16 protein-coding genes are annotated in these 19,415 nt (G+C 55.0%); 5 read left to right on the top strand and 11 right to left on the bottom strand.

Going from position 1 to position 19,415, the window contains the following annotated elements:
• The 11 genes from tatA to ACT3UM_RS04725 form a co-directional block, all read right to left on the bottom strand.
• Entirely contained in the window at positions 1–294 is a 294-nt protein-coding gene (tatA, locus tag ACT3UM_RS04775; protein WP_498896579.1) for a Sec-independent protein translocase subunit TatA, read from the bottom strand.
• A 185-nt stretch (positions 295–479) separates the two neighbouring features.
• The gene (locus ACT3UM_RS04770) at positions 480–842 is read right to left on the bottom strand and encodes a phosphoribosyl-ATP diphosphatase (protein ID WP_498896577.1); all 363 of its coding nucleotides are present in this window, start codon (positions 840–842) and stop codon (positions 480–482) included.
• A gap of 32 nt (positions 843–874) precedes the next feature.
• Positions 875–2,497 carry a ubiquinone biosynthesis regulatory protein kinase UbiB gene (gene ubiB / locus ACT3UM_RS04765; protein ID WP_498896575.1) on the bottom strand — a complete coding sequence of 541 codons (1,623 nt, stop codon included), beginning with the start codon at positions 2,495–2,497 and terminating at the stop codon, positions 875–877.
• The gene (locus ACT3UM_RS04760) at positions 2,494–3,150 is read right to left on the bottom strand and encodes a ubiquinone biosynthesis accessory factor UbiJ (protein WP_498896573.1); all 657 of its coding nucleotides are present in this window, start codon (positions 3,148–3,150) and stop codon (positions 2,494–2,496) included. Before ACT3UM_RS04760 ends, ubiB begins: the two co-directional genes overlap by 4 nt.
• 52 nt (positions 3,151–3,202) lie before the next feature.
• The gene (ubiE, locus tag ACT3UM_RS04755; protein WP_144811567.1) at positions 3,203–3,958 is read right to left on the bottom strand and encodes a bifunctional demethylmenaquinone methyltransferase/2-methoxy-6-polyprenyl-1,4-benzoquinol methylase UbiE; all 756 of its coding nucleotides are present in this window, start codon (positions 3,956–3,958) and stop codon (positions 3,203–3,205) included.
• 149 nt (positions 3,959–4,107) lie between these two features.
• On the bottom strand, positions 4,108–4,491 hold the full coding sequence (locus ACT3UM_RS04750) for a gamma-butyrobetaine hydroxylase family protein (RefSeq protein WP_498896570.1): 384 nt from the start codon (positions 4,489–4,491) through the stop codon (positions 4,108–4,110).
• 101 nt (positions 4,492–4,592) lie between these two features.
• Positions 4,593–5,915: an ATP-dependent protease ATPase subunit HslU gene (hslU, locus tag ACT3UM_RS04745; protein ID WP_144811563.1), complete on the bottom strand. Its 1,323-nt coding sequence runs from the start codon at positions 5,913–5,915 to the stop codon at positions 4,593–4,595.
• Between the two features lie 52 nt (positions 5,916–5,967).
• The gene (gene hslV, locus ACT3UM_RS04740; protein WP_113268993.1) at positions 5,968–6,501 is read right to left on the bottom strand and encodes an ATP-dependent protease subunit HslV; all 534 of its coding nucleotides are present in this window, start codon (positions 6,499–6,501) and stop codon (positions 5,968–5,970) included.
• A 138-nt stretch (positions 6,502–6,639) separates the two neighbouring features.
• Positions 6,640–7,377, bottom strand: a complete 738-nt coding sequence (locus ACT3UM_RS04735; RefSeq protein WP_498896568.1) for an SPOR domain-containing protein — start codon at positions 7,375–7,377, stop codon at positions 6,640–6,642.
• 3 nt (positions 7,378–7,380) lie between these two features.
• A complete protein-coding gene (argS, locus tag ACT3UM_RS04730; protein ID WP_498896566.1) occupies positions 7,381–9,066 on the bottom strand; it encodes an arginine--tRNA ligase in 1,686 nt (561 codons plus the stop codon).
• Positions 9,067–9,201: 135 nt separating this feature from the next.
• The gene (locus ACT3UM_RS04725; protein ID WP_498896564.1) at positions 9,202–11,460 is read right to left on the bottom strand and encodes a primosomal protein N'; all 2,259 of its coding nucleotides are present in this window, start codon (positions 11,458–11,460) and stop codon (positions 9,202–9,204) included.
• A 183-nt stretch (positions 11,461–11,643) separates the two neighbouring features.
• Here ACT3UM_RS04725 and rpmE point away from each other — a divergent pair, with 183 nt between their 5' ends.
• The 5 genes from rpmE (at position 11,644) to ACT3UM_RS04700 (ending at position 19,414) form a co-directional block, all read left to right on the top strand.
• The gene (rpmE, locus tag ACT3UM_RS04720; protein ID WP_081742600.1) at positions 11,644–11,859 is read left to right on the top strand and encodes a 50S ribosomal protein L31; all 216 of its coding nucleotides are present in this window, start codon (positions 11,644–11,646) and stop codon (positions 11,857–11,859) included.
• A gap of 194 nt (positions 11,860–12,053) precedes the next feature.
• On the top strand, positions 12,054–13,520 hold the full coding sequence (gmtY, locus tag ACT3UM_RS04715) for a gamma-mobile-trio recombinase GmtY (protein ID WP_498896562.1): 1,467 nt from the start codon (positions 12,054–12,056) through the stop codon (positions 13,518–13,520).
• A gap of 1 nt (position 13,521) precedes the next feature.
• A complete protein-coding gene (gene gmtZ / locus ACT3UM_RS04710; protein WP_498896560.1) occupies positions 13,522–16,149 on the top strand; it encodes a gamma-mobile-trio integrase GmtZ in 2,628 nt (875 codons plus the stop codon).
• A complete protein-coding gene (gmtX, locus tag ACT3UM_RS04705) occupies positions 16,139–16,807 on the top strand; it encodes a gamma-mobile-trio protein GmtX (protein WP_498896558.1) in 669 nt (222 codons plus the stop codon). Before gmtZ ends, gmtX begins: the two co-directional genes overlap by 11 nt.
• A 363-nt stretch (positions 16,808–17,170) precedes the next feature.
• Entirely contained in the window at positions 17,171–19,414 is a 2,244-nt protein-coding gene (locus tag ACT3UM_RS04700) for a DEAD/DEAH box helicase family protein (RefSeq protein ID WP_498896556.1), read from the top strand.
• The last annotated feature ends 1 nt before the right edge of the window (position 19,415 follow it).

Here is a 19,415-nt window from a genome sequence, read left to right as displayed (position 1 = left end):
TTATTTGCGCTCTTCGTTGTGGGCATCCGAGGGGCGGCTTTCAGCCGCTTTTTTCTCTTCTGCTTGAACGTCATAAGTGTTACCAGGCTCTTCATGGCTCACCTTGGCATGGGGCTGGTCGGCCTCCTCTTTATCAGACTCTTTATTTTTCTCTTCGTCGTTGATGGCTTTCTTGAAGCCCTTGACCGCCCCGCCCAGGTCGGTGCCCACGTTACGCAGTTTTTTGGTGCCGAAAACCAGGATGATAATGCCCAGAACAATCAGCAACTGCCAAATACTAATGCCACCTAACATATGCGTTTCCTCATGGGAGCAGATTAACTTTCTTGGTTGTTGATGAAACCGTTGATGCAAACGTTGATGCAAATGTCGTCACTATTGAGTGTAACCACCCTATGTGTATGAACACCATACGACACCCACGTTACCACCATGCGACACTTTGTTTGACCGCTATATGTGTCAACCACAGGTGTCAACTACGGCTGGCGGGCGGCTTTTTCCGCATGTCCGGAAATGCCAACGCGCCTTGCCAGCTCGTCTAACACAGCTTGATGATCCATCCCCAGGTGCGACAGCATCACCAGACTATGAAACCACAGGTCGGCGGTTTCAGAAATCAACGCCTGGCGTTCAGCCTCTCCACCGTGCTCAGCATCTTTTGCCGCCAGCACTGTTTCGGTCGCTTCTTCGCCCACCTTTTCGAGTATCTTGTTCAAGCCCTTATGATGCAAGGAGGCAACATAAGAATCTTCCGCCGCTGCATGGCGCCGCTGCTTTAATACCTCATTGAGCGTATCAAGTACATGCGTATTGCTAGGCGATAGCGAGTTATTGTCCATGGAAATCCTCATAGTCGTTGAATCACGCCCTTCTATTGCCACACTAACAGCAGTAGGCCAATGGCCGCGGCCGCTAGTATCGGCCACTCCTGAAGCGCAATCCAACCGCTTAATGGCTGCCAAGCCAGTGCCAGCGCCAGTAAAATCAAGCCAATCCTGAGACGGTATAGCCGCTTGCCCTGGCGTGCCATTTGTTCGCGCATGGCGTTGATCGAGTCGACCTGCTGGTGGCGTTGTCGATGCTCGTGCTCCATACGGCTAAGTGCTTGGTGCGCGAGTACTGGCAACTCAGGTAGCTGGCGTGAAAGTTCCGGTGCCTGACGTTTCATCGACTCCCATAAACCGCTGACCCCCGCACGCTCTTTCATCCACTGCTCTAAATAGGGCTTGGCGGTGCTCCACAGATCTAGATCAGGGTAGAGCTGGCGTCCCAGGCCTTCAATATTGAGCAGCGTTTTTTGCAAAAGTACCAGCTGCGGCTGCACTTCCATATTAAAACGCCGCGCGGTTTGAAACAGCCCCAGCAGCACCTGACCGAAGGAGATATCTTTCAACGGCTTTTCTAATATGGGTTCGCAAACGGTACGAATCGCCGCCGCGAACTCATTGGCACGGGTGTTTTCACCCACCCAGCCGGACTCAATATGCAGTGCAGCGACTTCGTAATAGTCCTGGTGGAAAAACGCTAGCAGGTTGCGCGCCAGATAGTCCTGGTCTTCCCGGGTCAGACTGCCCACGATGCCGCAGTCGATGGCAATATACTGAGGGTCTTCGGGATTGTCGCAGTTGACGAAGATATTGCCCGGATGCATATCCGCGTGGAAGAAATTGTCACGGAATACCTGGGTAAAGAACAGCTCAACGCCGCGTTCGGCAAGCTTTTTAAGGTTGGTGCCCCGGGCAATCAGGGTATCTAAATCGGCGACCGGAATGCCGCGTATACGTTCCTGTACCATCACATGGCGGCGGGTGAAGGGCCAGTAGATGGTGGGTACAAACAGCAGCGGTGAGTCTTTAAAGTTCCGTTTAAGCTGCGAGGTGTTGGCGGCCTCTTTGTAAAGATCCAGCTCGTCAAACAGCGTGGCTTCGTAGTCGCGAATGACTTCCACCGGGCGCAAACGGCGCGCTTCGGGGATTTTGGAAAATAGCTTGGCGACTTGGTACATCAGCGCCATATCCTGACGCATTACGCGGTCAATACCGGGGCGAATGATTTTCACCACCACGTCCTCACCGCCGTGCAGCCTTGCCGCGTGCACCTGGGCAATCGACGCCGAGGCCAGTGGCACTCGGTCAAACTCAGCAAAGGCCTCTTCCAGCGACATTTCCAGCGCTTTCTCGACGCGGGCGGCGGCTTGTTCGCCCGGGAAAGGCGGCACCTGATCTTGCAGGCGTTTCAACTCATCGGCGATATCCGCTGGCAGCAGGTCGCGGCGGGTCGAGAGCATCTGGCCAAATTTAATAAAAATCGGCCCCAGTGCTTCCAGCGACAGGCGCAGTCGTTCGCCCCGTGAGCGCTTGCCAACGGGGATCAAACGTAGCGGAGAAAACCACAGCAGCGCCCGGAGCCACCAGGGCAGCCGCTCTAACGGCAGCAGTGTGTCCAATCGGTGGCGGCTGATCACCCAGCTTATCCGCAGCAGACGCAGGCTCATGGGCGTGACTCCTGTGGCGCAGGCTGCAGCTGTTCTAATCGTCGCTGTAAGTGGTTTAGGCGCGCTTCCAGGCGATCGGTCGCCACCTCTAACTCGGTCAGGTGCTCGCGGAGTAGGCTACGCTGCTGCCGTCCTGGCAGCAGGCGTGCCTCTTCAAAGACATACTCCGATACATCCTGCATCAGCTCATCTTTGGCGCGTAGCCCCCAGCGGGCAGCACGGCGCAGGCCTTCGGCCAGGGAGTGGGCGGGCAGATCGCCCAGCCAGTGGGCCAGCTCGTTCTCCCAGTCGATATCCAGGTCGAAGAGCAGGTCGCGGGTCGCTTCGAGCAGGTGGATGCGCCCGCGGACGGCCAGTTTGCCGTCAAACATAAGGCGCTCAACCGACGCCCCGCTGAGCCACTCGGAAAACGTTTCTGGGGTGAGTTCGACCACGGCGTCTACGTCAGTTTCATCAACGTCATCGCCGCGCATCAGGTCGAGCCCGGCGTGATGGTAGTGAATGACCAGCGCTAAGTGAGGCTGCTCCAGGCGCACCAATAACCGACTACCCGCCAACGCCGCTAGCCGTGCAGGCGCCGCCGGGTCACGGGAAAGTAGGGCGTTGAGCGTGCGTTCACAACCGGCCAGCAGCAGGGTCGGGGTTACCAGCATGCTGACCTCTTGGCAGAAAACGTCAGGGCACAACAAGTCAGAGCACAAACATTCATAGCTTAATGCCGCGGTGCAGTGCCACGATGCCGCCGGTCAGGTTGGTGTACTCAACCCGCTCGAGACCTGCCGTTTCCATCATGGCTTTGAGCGTTTCCTGGTCCGGGTGCATGCGAATCGATTCCGCCAGGTAGCGGTAGCTATCGCCGTCCCCCGCCACCAGTTCGCCCATTTTGGGCAGCAGGCGGAAGGAGTACTCATCGTAAGCTTTGGAAAGCAGTGGGTTGTTGGGCTTGGAGAACTCCAGCACCAGTAGCCGACCACCGGGCTTGAGCACACGGGCCATGGAGCGCAACGCGGCGTCTTTGTCGGTGACGTTACGCAGCCCAAAGGCGATGGTGATGCAGTCGAAGCTGTTGTCGGGAAACGGCAGGCTTTCGGCGTTGGCTTGCACATACTCGACGTTGCCGCCGACGCCGTTATCCATCAGTTTGTCGCGGCCCACTTTAAGCATTGAGGCGTTGATATCGGCGAGTACGACTTTGCCCCGGGGGCCGACCAAACGGGAAAATTTAAGGGTTAAATCCCCGGTGCCGCCCGCGATGTCCAGCACGTGTTGACCGGGGCGCACGCCTGCGCGCTCGATGGTCATACGTTTCCATATCCGGTGGATGCCCATGGACATCAGGTCGTTCATGACATCGTAGCGGGCAGCCACGGAGTGGAAGACATCGGCCACTCGCGAGGCTTTTTCATCAACGGGGACTTCCTGAAAACCAAAGTCAGTGGTGCGTTTTTCTGTGGGGCTCATTGGGCAGTAGCTCCCGAATTCGAGGCGGTGGCAAATCAACCCTAAGTCTTTTGACCTATGGGTCGACGCGATTAAAAGTTAACGCCATTGTAGCCTTCTCCACCCGGGCTTGTCTGCCTGGCTTCTGGTAAGGGGCCTGAGTCAGGTGGTCACAGTTGTTTGAATTGAATGCTGGCGGGCTCGCGCGAGGCACCGGCCTCTTCTAGGCGCTGCAAATAGTTATTCCAGTAGGCCTCTTGGTGGGTGGCGAGGTCATACAGATAGTTCCAGCTGAACAGCCCGCTGTCGTGACCATCGTCAAAGTGTAGTTTCAGCGCGTAGTTGCCCGCCTGGGTAATATTTTGCAGGCCGACGTCTTTTTTACCCACTTGCAATACCGCCGTGTCGCCGCCGTGACCGCGTACCTCGGCAGAGGGGGAGTAGACGCGCAGTAACTCCACCGGCAGTCGGTAGCTTTCGCCGCTGGCGTAGCCAAGTTCCAACTCGCGGGCCTGCTTATGGTAGTGAACCCGATTGGGGATAGGGGCATTCATCGGTGGGCCTCTTTAAACGCCTATTTATTAGCACAGCAGCTTGACCGTAAAAGCGGGCAAGCTGCTGCTGACAATGCCTAATATGACAGCCCGTGGGCGGCTTACAAAATATACCGCGACAGGTCTTCGTCGACCGCCAGTTCGCCAAGCTGAGCGTTGACGTAGTCGCCGTCAATCACCAGCGGGCTCTCCATATCGCCACCTCGGAAAGAGGCCTCTTCCAAGAGCCGTTCCATCACTGTGTGCAGGCGGCGGGCGCCGATGTTTTCGGTGCCTTCGTTGACCTGCCAGGAGATCTGCGCAATACGCTCGATACCGTCGGGAGTAAACTCAATGTCGAGCCCTTCGGTGGCCAGCAGCGCCTGATACTGCTTGGTCAGCGACGCAGAAGGCTCAGTAAGGATGCGCTTGAAATCGTTGGGCGTGAGCGCATCGAGCTCAACGCGAATCGGCAGACGCCCCTGAAGCTCTGGAATCAGGTCCGACGGGCGCGACAGATGGAACGCGCCGGAGGCGATAAACAGAATGTGGTCAGTCTTAACCATGCCGTACTTGGTCGACACAGTGGAGCCTTCGATCAGTGGCAGCAGGTCGCGCTGAACACCCTCGCGGGAGACTTCGCCACCGCTGGATTGGCCGCTGCCCTTGGCGACTTTATCGATCTCATCCAGGAACACGATACCGTGTTGTTCCACCGAATAGACCGCGCGGGCCTTGATCTCTTCCTCGTTGACCAGCTTGCCCGCTTCTTCATCGCGCAGCAGTACCAGCGCCTCTTTCACCGTAACGCGGCGGTTTTCGCGCTTCTGCTGGCCCATGTTAGAGAACATGCTCTGCAGCTGGCTGGTCATCTCTTCCATGCCCGGCGGGGTCATGATGTCGATGCCCTGGCCCTGGGAGGCGATTTCGATATCGATCTCTTTATCGTCCAACTGCCCTTCGCGCAGCTTCTTGCGGAAGGTCTGGCGGGTGCCGTTGTCTTCACGGGGCTTATCTTCCTGACCCCGCGGCGGCGGCAGCAGGGCATCCAGTACGCGGTCTTCTGCAGCATCTGCGGCGCGGTGGCTGACTTCTTCTTTGGCCTGTTCGCGCACCATCTTGATCGCGGCTTCCATTAAGTCGCGAATAATCGACTCAACGTCCCGGCCTACATAGCCAACTTCGGTAAACTTGGTCGCTTCCACTTTGATAAACGGCGCTTTGGCCAGCTTGGCCAGGCGGCGGGCAATCTCGGTTTTACCCACGCCGGTGGGGCCAATCATCAAAATATTTTTAGGCGTGACTTCCGGGCGCAGGTCGTCATCGAGCTGCATGCGGCGCCAGCGGTTGCGCAGGGCGATGGCAACGGCACGTTTGGCATCCTGCTGACCAATAATGTACTGATCCAGGGCGTGAACAATTTCGCGGGGTGTCATCTGAGTCATATCGGTAACCTTAAATGTGCATTAAGCAGCGTTGGGTGGTCGCGTGGACTAATTAGCGACCGTCAATCGACAGCTCTTCGAGCGTTACGTGGTGGTTGGTGAATACACAGATATCACCAGCGATCGCCAACGACTTCTCGGTGATGTCACGCGCCGACAGCTCGGTGTTTTCCAGCAGCGCTCGAGCGCTGGCCTGGGCGAAGTTGCCGCCAGAGCCAATGGCGATAATGCCGCGCTCGGGCTCGACCACATCACCGTTACCGGTAATGATCAGCGAGGCGCTATGGTCGGCGACGGCCAGCAACGCTTCCAGACGGCGCAGCGCCCGGTCGGTGCGCCAATCTTTGGCCAGCTCAACGGCGGCCTTGGTCAAATGGCCCTGGTACTTTTCCAACTGGGCTTCGAAGCGCTCAAACAGCGTGAAGGCGTCCGCAGTGCCACCGGCAAACCCGGCCAGTACTTTGCCACGATAGAGGCGGCGTACTTTGCTGGCGTTACCCTTCATTACGGTATTGCCCAGCGACACTTGGCCGTCGCCAGCGAGGGCGACCTGGTTACCACGACGGACAGAGACAATGGTGGTCATGGAGATAACTCCTTGGGGGGAGGCGCGCTCCCGATGACTGATCGGCCGCTGCAGGCGACCGTAAAAAAAGCGATTCACAACAAAATGCGGGCGGCTGATAAAAAATCAACCGCCCGCAGGGTATTCAGGAGGGGATTATCAGTTTTGCAGTTGAATAAGCAGCGGCTCGATACCCTGGGTATTCATTAAATCCTGGGCCCGGTTCAGCTCTCGGGTGTCCTCGTAAGGCCCCACCTGTACCCGGTGCCAGGTATTGCCATCCGCCTGTACTTCGCTGATTTCCGCCAGCAGGCTTAAATTGCGCAGCCGGCCGCGCAGCTGTTCGGCGTCGCTTGCTTTTCGAAATGAAGCTGCTTGAAGCATATAGCGCCCTGGGGTGTTGGTGGCCGCTTCATTCTCCTGGGCCGCCGAGACCTGGTCTTCAGGCCGGGTATTGGCGGCAATAACCTGGGCAATGGGGTCGTCACCTGCGGCGCCAGAAGCCGCATCGCTATCGGCTGCCTGTTCGGGTGCTTCCGGGCGCACAACGCTGGAAGGGAGCGAAACGCCTGGCGCAATGACCTCGGTTTCTGGCAGCAAGGTGTAAAACTCAAACGTCGGCATTGACGGCTCGGCGGCCTCCTCGGTTTCCCGAGCGGCAGCGCGCTCTTCACTACCTGAGGGCTTGGGCATCACCGTGGCCTGGGGCGTTTCACTCGGCTGCTCTTGCCAGGGGGCGGTGCCGTGCTGGTGCTGCGCCAAAAAGAAGCCAGCCGCCATACCGGCAAGGCCCCACAGCCAGCCGGGTAGGCGAAAGCCCCCGCCTGAGCTGCGGGAGGACTTGCGCTGCGAGGTGGCGCCGCGGCGGGGGGCGGGCTTTTTACGCGGGCTAGCCATTACTTACATCTCCTCTGGGGCGCTAACCCCCATTAAATCAAGCCCGTTGCGCAGCACTTGACGGGTGGCAAGGCCCAGCGCCAGGCGGGTATTGCGTAGGGTGTCGTCCTCGACCATGACTTTGACAGCGTTGTAGCAGGTGTGGAAGTCGCCGGAAAGGTCGAGCAGATACTGGGCAACCTGCTGGGGTTCACGATTTTTGGCAGCCGTTTCAACGACTTCAGGGAAGCGCGCTAAACGGTTTAGGACGGCTTTCTCCTGGTCACTGTCCAGCAGCGCCAGGTTGGCCAGTGCCAGGGCATGATCAAATGGCTGGTCGGCATCCTGGGCTTTACGCAGCATGCTGCAGACCCGGGCGTGGGCGTACTGGATGTAGTAAACCGGGTTGTCGTTGGACTGCGAGCGGGCCAGGTCGATATCAAAGGTGAGCTGTGAGTCGGCGCGGCGAGCGGCGAGGAAGAAGCGCGTGGCATCGCGGCCTACTTCGTCGATCAAGTCGCGCACGGTGACGTAGCTACCGGCGCGCTTGGAGAGTTTTACCTCAACGCCGGAGCGGGTGACCATGACCATCTGGTGGAGCACATAGTCGGGCCAGCCTTTGGGAATGCCCACTTCCAGCGCCTGCAAACCGGCGCGTACGCGGGTAACGGTGGAGTGGTGGTCGGCACCCTGTTCGTTGATCACGGTTTTGAAGCCGCGCTGCCATTTGTCCAGGTGGTAGGCCACATCGGGCAGGAAGTAGGTATAGCCACCGTCCTGTTTGCGCATCACGCGGTCTTTGTCATCACCGAAGTCGGTGGTGCGCAGCCACATGGCGCCATCTTCTTCATAGGTGTGGCCCGCGTTCACCAGTTTCTCAACGGTGGCGTCTACCTTGCCATGTTCATAGAGCGATGACTCTAGGAAATAGACGTCAAACTCGACGCCGAAGGCTTTGAGGTCCAGATCCTGCTCGCGGCGCAGCCACGCCACGGCGAACTCTTGAATCGCCTCTAAATCATCCGGGTCTTTTTTGGCGGTGACTTCGCGGTCATCGGCACTGACCGTTTTGCCTGCCAGGTAGTCGGTGGCTACATCGACGATATACTCGCCGCGATAGCCGTCTTCGGGCCAGCTATCGTCGTCAGGGCCTAAGCCTTTCACTCGCGCTTGTACCGAGCGGGCCAGGTTGGCGATCTGGGCGCCAGCGTCGTTGTAGTAGAACTCGCGGGTGACATCAAAACCGGTGGCTTCGAGCAGGCGGCAGAGGCAGTCGCCAATCGCTGCACCACGGCCGTGACCGACATGGAGCGGGCCGGTGGGGTTGGCGGAAACGAACTCAACCTGCACTTTCTCGCCTTTGCCCACCATGCTGCGGCCAAAGGTGTCGCCACAGTCGAGTACTTGGGCAACAATTTGCGCGGCGGCGTCGGCGGCGGCGAAAAAGTTGATAAAGCCGGGGCCCGCAATCTCGGTTTTTTGGATGGCGTCGCTTTCTGGTAGTGCTGCTACCAGCGCGTTGGCTAATTCACGCGGGTTTTTGCCGGCCGGTTTTGCCAGCATTAGCGCCAGATTAGTGGCGTAATCGCCGTGGGCTTTATCTTTGGTAGGGTCGACTTTGATGCTGGGCTGAAGGTCGTTGGGCAGCACGCCTTGGTGCTTGAGCGCGGTAACTGCGCCTTCGAGCAGTGAAACTATCGTATCTTTCATTGAGGTATCCGGTGTCGTCGGTGGCGGCGTGTGCTAACGCGCAGCTGTAAAAGGTGCGTCGGTAAGGCGGCTATTATCGGCAATTGAGCCGCAGTTTCAAAGGCGTGTTGCTAAACAAGTGCCAAGAGATAAGCGCTACGCGAGGGTTTGTGGGTCGATATCAATCGACCAGCGTACCTTGCGTGCTTCGCGATTGGCTTCAAGCCACTGCACCAGCCAGCTAACGGCGGGGTGCAATTGGCTGCGTTTATCGGCTGCCAGCATAACGTGTAAATGGTAGCGGTTCTGGCGTCTTTCCATCGGGGCGGGCACTGGCCCTAGGCAGCGGGTGGCCACGCGGGACTCTTTAAGCCACTGGCGCAGGGCCTGGGCGGCTTGCTGCGCCATGGCTAAAGCGGCCTCCTCTTTGGGACTTTCGATGCGTAGCAGCGCCATAAAGCAGAACGGGGGCAGCTGGGCGATACGTCGTTCTTCGAGCATATTGCGCGCTAGCGCCCCATAGCCATGCTCGGCCAACTGGCCCAGATGAGGATCGTCGGGGTGCAGGGTTTGCACCAGCACGCGGCCTGGGTGGGCGGCGCGACCGGCCCGGCCCGCCACTTGCTCAAGCAGCTGGGCGCTATGTTCGAGGGCACGGAAATCAGCGGCGTAGAGGCCGCCATCGGCATTGACCACCACGACCAGCGTGACATGGGGTAGGTGGTGGCCTTTGGCGAGCATTTGAGTGCCGACCAACACGCAGGGTTCACCGCGTTGAATCTCTTTTAATACTTGCTCAAAGCTATCCTTGCGTCGGGTGCTATCGCGGTCGATGCGATGGATGGTGGTCTTCGGAAACAGCGTTTGCAGGGTCTCTTCGGTGCGCTCCGTTCCGCTACCCAGGGCGCGTAGGTCGCCGCTGCCGCATTCGGGGCAGGCATCCGGTAGGGCGCGGCGGCTATCGCAGTGGTGACAGGCCAGCAGCGGTGGCTGGCGGTGCAGCGTCATGCGCGCGTCGCACTGGTTACAATCGGCCATCCAGCCGCAGGCGTGGCAGGCAAGCGTCGGCGCAAAGCCGCGCCGGTTGATAAAAATCAGCACCTGCTTGCCTGCAGCGAGCGTGCTTTTAATCGCCTTGATAGCACCGGGTAGCAGCCCACCCTGGCGGCGCTGGTGGCGTAGGTCGATTAATTCCAGCTTGGCCGGTGGGTGTTGGCTGGGGCGCTGGGTAAGGCGCAGATGGCGGTAGGCACCGGCAAGTGCCTGATGCAGGCTCTCCAGCGAAGGGGTGGCGCTGCCCATTAGCAGCGGAATTTTATGGTAGTGGGCGCGTGCCACCGCAAGATCGCGGGCGTGGTAGCGTAAACCGTCGTGCTGTTTGTAGGAGCCGTCGTGCTCCTCGTCGACAATAATCGCGCCGGGGTTGGCTAGCGGGGTGAAAATCGCCGAGCGGGTGCCAATAATAATCAGCGCCCGGCCGCTGGCGGCGGCTTCCCATACGTCGAGCCGCTCGGGGTCGGTAAGGCCTGAATGCAGCGCCACCACAGGAACGCGGAAACGGCTTCTAAAGCGCGCGAGCGTCTGCGGTGTGAGGCCAATTTCTGGTACCAGCACCAGCGACTGCTTGCCTTTGGCGGCGATGGCTTCAATCAGTTGGAGATAGACTTCGGTTTTACCGCTACCGGTGACGCCTTCGAGCAAGCAGGGGTGGTAGCTATCGAGCTTTTCGTGCAGCGCTGCCAGCGCCGTTGCTTGCTCACGGTTAAGGGGGAGCGCTGGGGTTGCCAATAAGTTGCCGCTGGGCGGCGTTGGGGCCATCAGGATGTGTTCCTGGCTGGTCGCTAAACCTTTCTTCTCTAGCGCTAATAGCTGGTCGCGGGCAAAGCCGTGGGCGCTAACCGCACGACTGGGTAGGCCGTGTGGGTGTTGGCGCAGCAGCGAATATAGCTCGGCTTGTTTGGGGGCGCGGCTGAGTATCTCTTCTGCGCCTTCGCCCTTGGCGAGCCATAGGGTTTGGGTGCGTCCCGCCATGGGATGTCCCTGGCGTAGCCGAGCTGGCATGGCATGGTGGAGGGTGTCGCCCAGGCTGTGCTGGTAGTAACGGGCGGCAAAGCGGCATAGCCATAGCCAATCTTCCGGCAGCGGGGCATCATCCAGCGTTTCACTAATCGCCCGGAGTTGGCTGCGCGGCAGGTCGCTGCTGTCAGCCAGTTCGACCACTACGCCAACCACTTCGCGCCGCCCAAACGGCACCCGCACTCGCAGCCCCGGCTGCCAGCCGCAGGGAGGCGTTTCCCGGGAGGGCAGATAATCGAACAGGCGGCGCAGCGGAGAGGGCAGGGCTACTTTAAGCACCTGATCGGGTGCTTGAGCAGATCCTTGAAAAGATGCCTGTGAAGAAAAGGAGTCAGCCAATTGGCCTCCGGCGTTAGTTTTGCTAGAATATGCGACCGCTCTGAATCTTAACGATCTTTATCGATCTATTGTAAAGGTTTCTCGTAACGACAGAGCGGCTAACCGGTTAGTCGTTTTTCCCAAACCCGTATGCGGTACCTGGCAAGAGATCAGGTGGCGGCATATAGCTTCGTGAGGCTCGAAATGAGACAAGGTATTCACCCGAATTACAACACGGTCACCGCCAGCTGTTCTTGCGGCGCCACTTTCCAGGTAGGTACGACCTCTGGTCAGGACTTCTCTCTGGATGTGTGTTCCAACTGCCACCCGTTCTACACTGGTAAGCAGAAGCAAGCGACCACTGGTGGCCGCGTAGAGCGCTTTAACAAGCGTTTCGGCGCTGCTGTTAAGCGCGGCTAATCCTAGTCGGATAGCCATATCGCCAGCATGCCTGTGTATATCAGGTTCAGCTCGCGCAAAACCCACGCCTCGGTTCTGTATAGTACATAAAACTGTGTAATTTTGATAAAAACCCCCTTAACTGGGGGTTTCTTTTTCCTGAAGACTGCGCTATATGTATAGTAAATACTGTGTAATATGTGTAGGGTTCAAGGATGTTTGCAACGAAGGTTACAGCCAAGGTAGTTCAGGACAAAAGTGGAGTGGCCACAGAGATCCCTGTCATTCTGACCGATCAAGGGGTTCTGGGGTCAGTCACAGATTATGTGCTTAGCCTTCACCTAAATGGCACCTCACTTTCAACAATCACTAACCATATTCAGTCGATTAGGCTCCTCATCGAGTTCATAGATGCCAACGAAGGCATGTTCGATGAACCTGAAGCGTTATTCGCGGCCTTTGTCCGACGGCTCTACAGCGGCACAATCGGTGAAGATGGATTGGACCCCTCTGGCCTTTATTGGATACCGGCCAGTAATGGCACGATACATCGACACATCAGCAATCTGACGAATTTCACCAATTGGCTCTCGGACAAAGGCCTGGGCAAGCCTCTTAATACCTTGCGGACAGCCACTCGACATGAGGAGCGCATCCAGTATGCCGCTTGGTTTAGGCGCAACCAGAACGATTTCCTCGGACACATCAAACACAAGTCGATCAACAATACTGTCAAGAGAGCCCGCAGCATCAAGGGCAGAACGCCTCTGGCAAGAACCAATGACGATGCCATTGCCTTCCCTACGGGAAAGTTTGAAGACTTCTACATGAAGGGCTTGGGAGGAGCCAAAGACCCGCGAGTTGCGCTGCGGGACAAGCTTATCTTGCTCCTGATGCACGCGGCCGGGTTGAGGCGTAGCGAAGCACTGTTGCTTTGGGTCACAGATGTCTTCGAAGATCCCTCCGATCCGGATCGGGCAATCGTGAGGATCTATAACGAGATAGAAGGTAAGGCACCTGAAGGATGGAAGTCCCGAAAAGGGATAAAAAACCGCAAGGCGTACCTACAAGAAAAGTATTCACGCATACCGCGTCAGGAGATGCAAAACACCCAGCATCTTGGCTGGAAATCCAAAACCCTGGATCACAAGGATGGTTACCTGGAGGCGTATTTCTTCCCGCAGGAGTTTGCTCGGATATTCATGTTGCTGTGGCGACAGTATTTGGTTTTCCGTGCATCGTTGGAGTGCCATCACCCCTATGCGTTTATCAGCTTCGACTCTCGCTATCTGGGCAATCCCTATACCTACAACGCCTTCACCCAAAGCTACGCTGCTGGACTAAGGCGAGTTGGCCTCGAACCCAACAAGAGCGTAGGGCTCGATCCTCATGGCCATCGCCACAACTATGGCCGTCGATTGACGGATGCCGGGGTCGACCCACTCATTCGGAAAAAGTGCCTGCATCACGCAAGCCTGGAGTCTCAGGTTCCTTACACCATGCCCTCCAGCGTGCAAGTCTCAGAAGCGCTATGCCAGGCAACACAACAACTTCAGTTGGGATCGGATAAGGAAAAGCCTCCCGCCTCTTTCGACTGGAAGACGTTGGCAGAACACGGTTTTGAACACCTCGATCCAAACGGCCACTTCACCGGCAAGAATCCACGGTTAGGGAAGCGATAACATGACCAAAAAATCGGGAAGCAAAGGCTACACCACGGATCTGACGCTGGGATGGGTGACTGAGGAACTGGGGCACGACTGGCTACAATGGCAGCAGTACGCCGTTGAATGGCTAAAAACGCAAGACAAAGGCATTAGTAAGCGTTTGGAGGGGATAAGAAAATTTCTTCTTTACCTGAACGCAAAAGCCCCGTATGCCGCTGACGTGGCCACAATGTTCAAGGGCCATCCGAGCGGCCACAAGGTCTCCAGTGAAGAGCTTGAGGCCTTTCTGGTTAGCAGTGGAACGACTGCTATTAACTCTCAATACGTTGCGCTCATGGTCGAGTTATGCGACTACATCCTCAAGCACCATCTGAGTGCCGAGGATGATAACGGCGTCGAGCAGCCCCTGTTCCTGAATCCGCTCGATAAAATCAAGAAAAACACATCAAACACCGAAACCGTCCACAGCCCATTACCCTATCGCTATATCCAACAAACCAGGCACATTCTTTGCCCCTATCCAACCGATGACCCTGGGAATAAAACGCCATGGATCGGCTTTCATTTCCGGGACTGGCAGTGGGCTATCGACTACCTTCAGTATGGCAATTTGGCTTGGATGGCAGTGCCTTCGGAGGTCATTGATTCCGATGATCCGGATTGCGTTGCCCGTACACGGATTATTAACAGGAACAATAAGAGCGTTGAGGTTCATGAGATCTGGTCGCCTGTGATGGCGATGTTTCTATTTACCAAGCTCCATTTGCCGCTTCGTTCTTACCAGGTGCGGTTTCTAGACTCCGGCGAAGGCGATACCTGGCGTTACGAGCGCGGTCATTGGGTCGAGAACATCCAGCACCCGTTCAGGTACGGAACACCGAAACGCCCCTATCAGAAAGGCGTATTCCGGCGCATTTTTGACTCGATGATGGAGAGCTATGCCACTGGGCTGTACGTCTCGACCAACAAAACCGCCGATCAAAACAAAGAAGAAATTCAGCGAGGGTATACCATCCCGTGGCAGCACGAAGAACTGCTGTATTGGCTGGAAAAACTCCGCAACTGGCAGGAAAAATATAACCCCATCGACCGGTTGATCGGTGGCACAGAGCTTCAAACAAAACACGTTGGCGCAGCCAAATCCAAGAAGCAATTAGCCGAAATGGGCGAGTTCGCCTTTCTGTTTCGGGAGCGAAATTCCGCGTTTCCGATCACCACAGGATCTATCAAAAACCCTTGGTACCGCCTTTTGTCGAAACTGGAAGAGGATGTGTCCCAGTCAGGCCTGACGATGAAGAACGGCGACCGCCTTCGGTTCGTGAAAGACTACGGCGATGACTACGAGGGGCAAGAAGTGAGCAAGGTGGGAACGGAATACCCGCTGCACAGCCTCCGCGTGTCGTTGATCACCTGCTACACCATGGACACCAATCTGCCGTTGCCGGTGATCTCCAAGCTTCTGGCCGGTCATATCCGGCTGTTAATGACGATCTATTACAACAAGATCACGCCCTCAGTGATGGCCGAGAAAATGACTGAGGCCGACTCCGCTCTGGTTGAGCGCGGGGAAGCGTCGCTTAAGAACTTTCTTCAGGACGCAGAGATGAGGCAGATTCCGCTCCGGGCTGCCTTTCACAACGACCAGCACAATTCCGTCGAGAGCGTACTTGCCAACCGGAATCCCATTGGCTGGGAGGAACGGGCCACGGGCTTGTGCCTGGTCGGCGGTAACTCCGTGCGTTCGGATGAGCTATCCACCCTTGGCGGCTGCTGGAACGGTGGGCCGCTTGTCAAAGATGCCAAAAACAGTGAACAGAGGGTTTATGGCCCGGTACCCTACGGCCCGGAAAACTGCCCCCGCTGTCGCTGGCACATCACCGATGCGACCTACCTGCCAGCGCTGAATTCCAAGTTCAATCAAGTCAGCTACAAAGCGCACCAGGCGGCTGAACTGGCCGTTGAGATTGAAGGCCAATTAGAGGCCCTGAAGGATGAGATGTTCATTGCCGAGGAAGACGGTAAGCCGTTCCTCAAGCACAGCGAACTTCAGGCGCTGGAGCGCCGGTACGAAAAGCAGCGCGTGGAGGCAGATGAGTACGCCAAGGACTACATCGCGATCTTCAATCTGATCAACAAAGTGGTCCAGATCGAGAATGGGCGAACTGAGGACGATGATCGTCAAAAGCTAGTCGCCGTGGGGTCTGCGGAAGACCTCAATGTTAGCATGAAATTCATCGAAACCGACTCGGAATTGCTGCACCTGTCTTTGCTCTGTGAGGACGCTGAATTCTACCCCGACCTTCACGATGACCTGCGCAAGACGCCTGCGATTGCCAAGCGTACCAACGCCTTGAGTCGCATGATGGCCCGCTCCGGGTACAAGCCCGTCTTTTTGGAAATGGACGAAAACACGCAGTTGATCGTGGGTAATGCTCTCATTCGAAAGATGGCTAAGATCGCGGAACCAGACGAAAAAATGGAAGGCTACCGAATCGCAACAAATTACATCGAAGCGCAAGAGTACCTGGAGAACGATGGACTGCTGAAATCCGGATTTGAGGCAGTCAAAAAAATCACCCCGATCACGCTGTCGTCGGGCGGTCTCAAACGGATTCCGGCCTTGGAGGTGTCCGATGAACATTGATGTTGATGCGATTCTGGACACCCTTAAAGACGGCAAGACCGCCAAGACGAAGGCCTCTCTGGATAAGCTCCACGAAACGTTGAACGCCTACTTCGACTCCGGTGCTCGGGACTTTTCCATCACCACCATTGGTCGCGTATCCGAGGAAGATGGCGGTGTGGGCTATCAGTCGATCCGTGCCACCGCAAACAAGCATTATCGGGATCTGGTCGAAGCGTGGGCTGCCAAGGCGAAGACCACCACGAAGAAACCACCGGTAGGGCCACCCAAGAGAATGAGCCAGGATCACCAACTTCTGGAGCGTATTGAGGACGCGGCGGTGCGTGCGCTGTTCGGACAAATCATTCGGGAGCGGGATCGCTACAGAAGCGAAGCCAACATGCTGAAGAGTACAACCGAGATCGTGATTGATAAGCGTCCGACGACTTACGTGGAGCCCCAGTCTGACGCCAGCGTGGAGCTGCTGCCCTCGTTAAAGGGGATCTGTTCGGAAAACGAGATCAAGGCGTTGCAAACCGTCTGCACCGAGGAATGGTTGGAGAAACTCGGATTTAGAGCGAACGCACTGGGCCAAGTGAAAGATGAGCTGGGTACGGAAATCCTCCCTCGCGGGTTTCTAACAGCGATCAAAAAGATCCTGGGGGAAATGGATGAGTAATGGTCAGGAAAGATCAGGTGATGGTAGTGAGACCATAATTTGGCCAGTATTGAGCATAGATTGGCCGCTCTTAAAAAGCGGACCTTTTGGGGCTGCGTATTTCTGGTGGGTAAAGTGCGCTGAGGTCGCAAAGCGAACGTTCAGATCTAAGCCAAGTCTGGGGAAATCTAATTGCGCATGCGCCGAGTTGAAGGGATGGTTACAGTTGGTTCGCAGGGGTAGCGCCAGAGAGAAGCCACTTTAGCTTCATCAAAGAAAAAGTTTACAAAGTTTGTTCTTGAGGAGCGGGTCTCATCATTGTTTTCGGAAGTCCGATGTGCCAAAAATACTTACGGCCGAGCGGTATTGTAAAAGGGAGTCTCTGTGAAAATTTCTAAGTTCAAAGATATTGATAACCTGCACCATTCCGATTTTGAGATATTCGTCAAAGACCTTTTTATATCGGCTGGCTGGAAAGACGCCTATATAACCCAGCTTGGCGATGGGTTTAGAAGCGGAGATGGAGGTGTCGACATATTTGCGTACCGTAACCAGCGAAAATACGCGATCGAGGTAAAGCAGCGTGACATAAAGACGGCGGTCGATGTAAAAGCTTTAAACCAATTGCACACCGGAGCAAAGCTAGGTAATGCTTCGAATTCAATCTTGGTAACAAACTCCTACTTCACGTCTGAAGTGAAAATACGAGCACTTCGATTGGGTGTCGAACTAATAGATAGGGATGAGTTGCAGAATCTCTGGTTGGAAAAGAAATCTGAAATCGGAAGGGAGATAAAGCCCCATAATTTCCAAAAGGACATAATAAATGAATGCCTGTCGAAATATAATAAAAAGAGGACAAAATTATTGATTGAAATGGCGACCGGCCTCGGTAAAACCTATACTGTAGCTCTTTTTTTGAAGAAGTTAATGGTCTCTCAAGGTGGTCAGCCAAAAGTCTTATTTTTAGCTCACCAGATCGAGATTTTATTGCAGACCGTTACAGCCTTTAAAAACGTTTTTGGAATAGGTAGATACTCATTCAGTGCTTGTTTTTCAGGCGCAGCGCCTGAAAACACCGATTTTGTTTTTGGTACATTTGATACACTTTATGGACAGATATCGAATTTGAAAAAAGAGGAGTTCGATTTCATCGTTGTAGATGAGGCACATCACACACCTGCAAACACTTACAGGCAGGTAGTAGAAGCATTTGATCCGAAGCTGCTTGTAGGACTGACGGCAACGCCTTTCAGAGCTGATAACAAAAACGTGAATAAATTTTTTGGGGGCGACGATGGACACGTGGGCAAATACGACCTAATTTGGGCGTTGGCCAACAAAAAGCTCGCATTTCCGAGATACCACGTCCTATTAGATGATCTGGACCAAGATAAAATCGATCAACTTGAATCTGGGCTGTCTATTGCAGATCTTGATAAGAAGCTTTTTTTGCATAAGAAAGATGAGGAAGTAGTAAAAGTTATAGAGAAAACGGTAAAGGAAAAAAAACTGGACCCAGTTAAGGGCATAGTATTCTGCCGGAATATCTCTCACATAAATCATCTTATTGGTTTTTTTAAACTTGGAACTGCGATTTCTATTCATTCACACCAGACGCAGGATTTACGGCGTGAGAACTTGAGAAAATTCCGAGAGGATCATTACAAATTCATTCTTGTGTGCGATCTTTTTAACGAGGGCGTTGACATCCCTGAGACCAACCTTCTTGTTTTTATGAGATATACAGGTTCACAAACAGTTTGGTTGCAGCAACTCGGAAGAGGCCTTAGAAAGACCGAAGCCAAGAAATATGTTGACGTCTTGGACTTCGTGGGTTCCCTTGATCGTTTAGATCAGATAAACAAATTCTCAAGTGCAGTCAAGAGTACAGCGCAAGATCCAAAGGAACGACCTGAGCCTGACGAAAGGCCCTCAAGCGAAAATATTCACGATTCAACTATTGATGTACTATATAGTGAATCTGCTGCGAGAGTGTTGGACCTTATTCAAGATTTGAAGTATCGCTTGAATTCCCGAGCTGACTTGATTGCGAAGCTTAAAAATTTTGTACATCAGGAAAATTATATTCCAAAGTTGAATCAACTAGAGATACTTCTCGATAATGTGTCAGTCGATCAGGTCTGCACTCATTTCGAATCTTACTATGGATTTCTGTCGGAAACATTAGGCCATACATTCAATCCATTCGGAATAATCTCCCAGGTTGAAGAATTTGTAAGAGATTTTAAGGCTCAAAACGGCGTTCTTCCAAGCTCTAGGGCAATCGTCAATGGATTGTCATTCGAATCACTTGCGCTAGTTTCCGAGCGGGATTTGCATAAATTACAGATCCGATCCACTGGAATCGGCGATGAGACCAAGCACGAAAATGACGTTGACACAAAAAATTCACGGATTGATGAAGGTAGAGCTAAGATTGAGCCGTCTGCAGATATGGAAAATGACCTCGGTGAACAGAATCTGATTCTTGAAAAATATGCCGGCAAAGTATATGGGCGGAAAGATTATCAAAGCCTCCCATCGAAAGACAAAGAAGAAATTGCGACGGCATTCAAGTCTCCGTCTATATTTCTTAATAAACTTCGTAAGGTGCGTGAAAAGTAAT

It is taken from the genome of Halomonas sp. AOP13-D3-9 (assembly GCF_052379125.1).
Lineage (GTDB): Bacteria > Pseudomonadota > Gammaproteobacteria > Pseudomonadales > Halomonadaceae > Vreelandella.
This window is presented reverse-complemented; position numbering and strand designations above follow the sequence as displayed.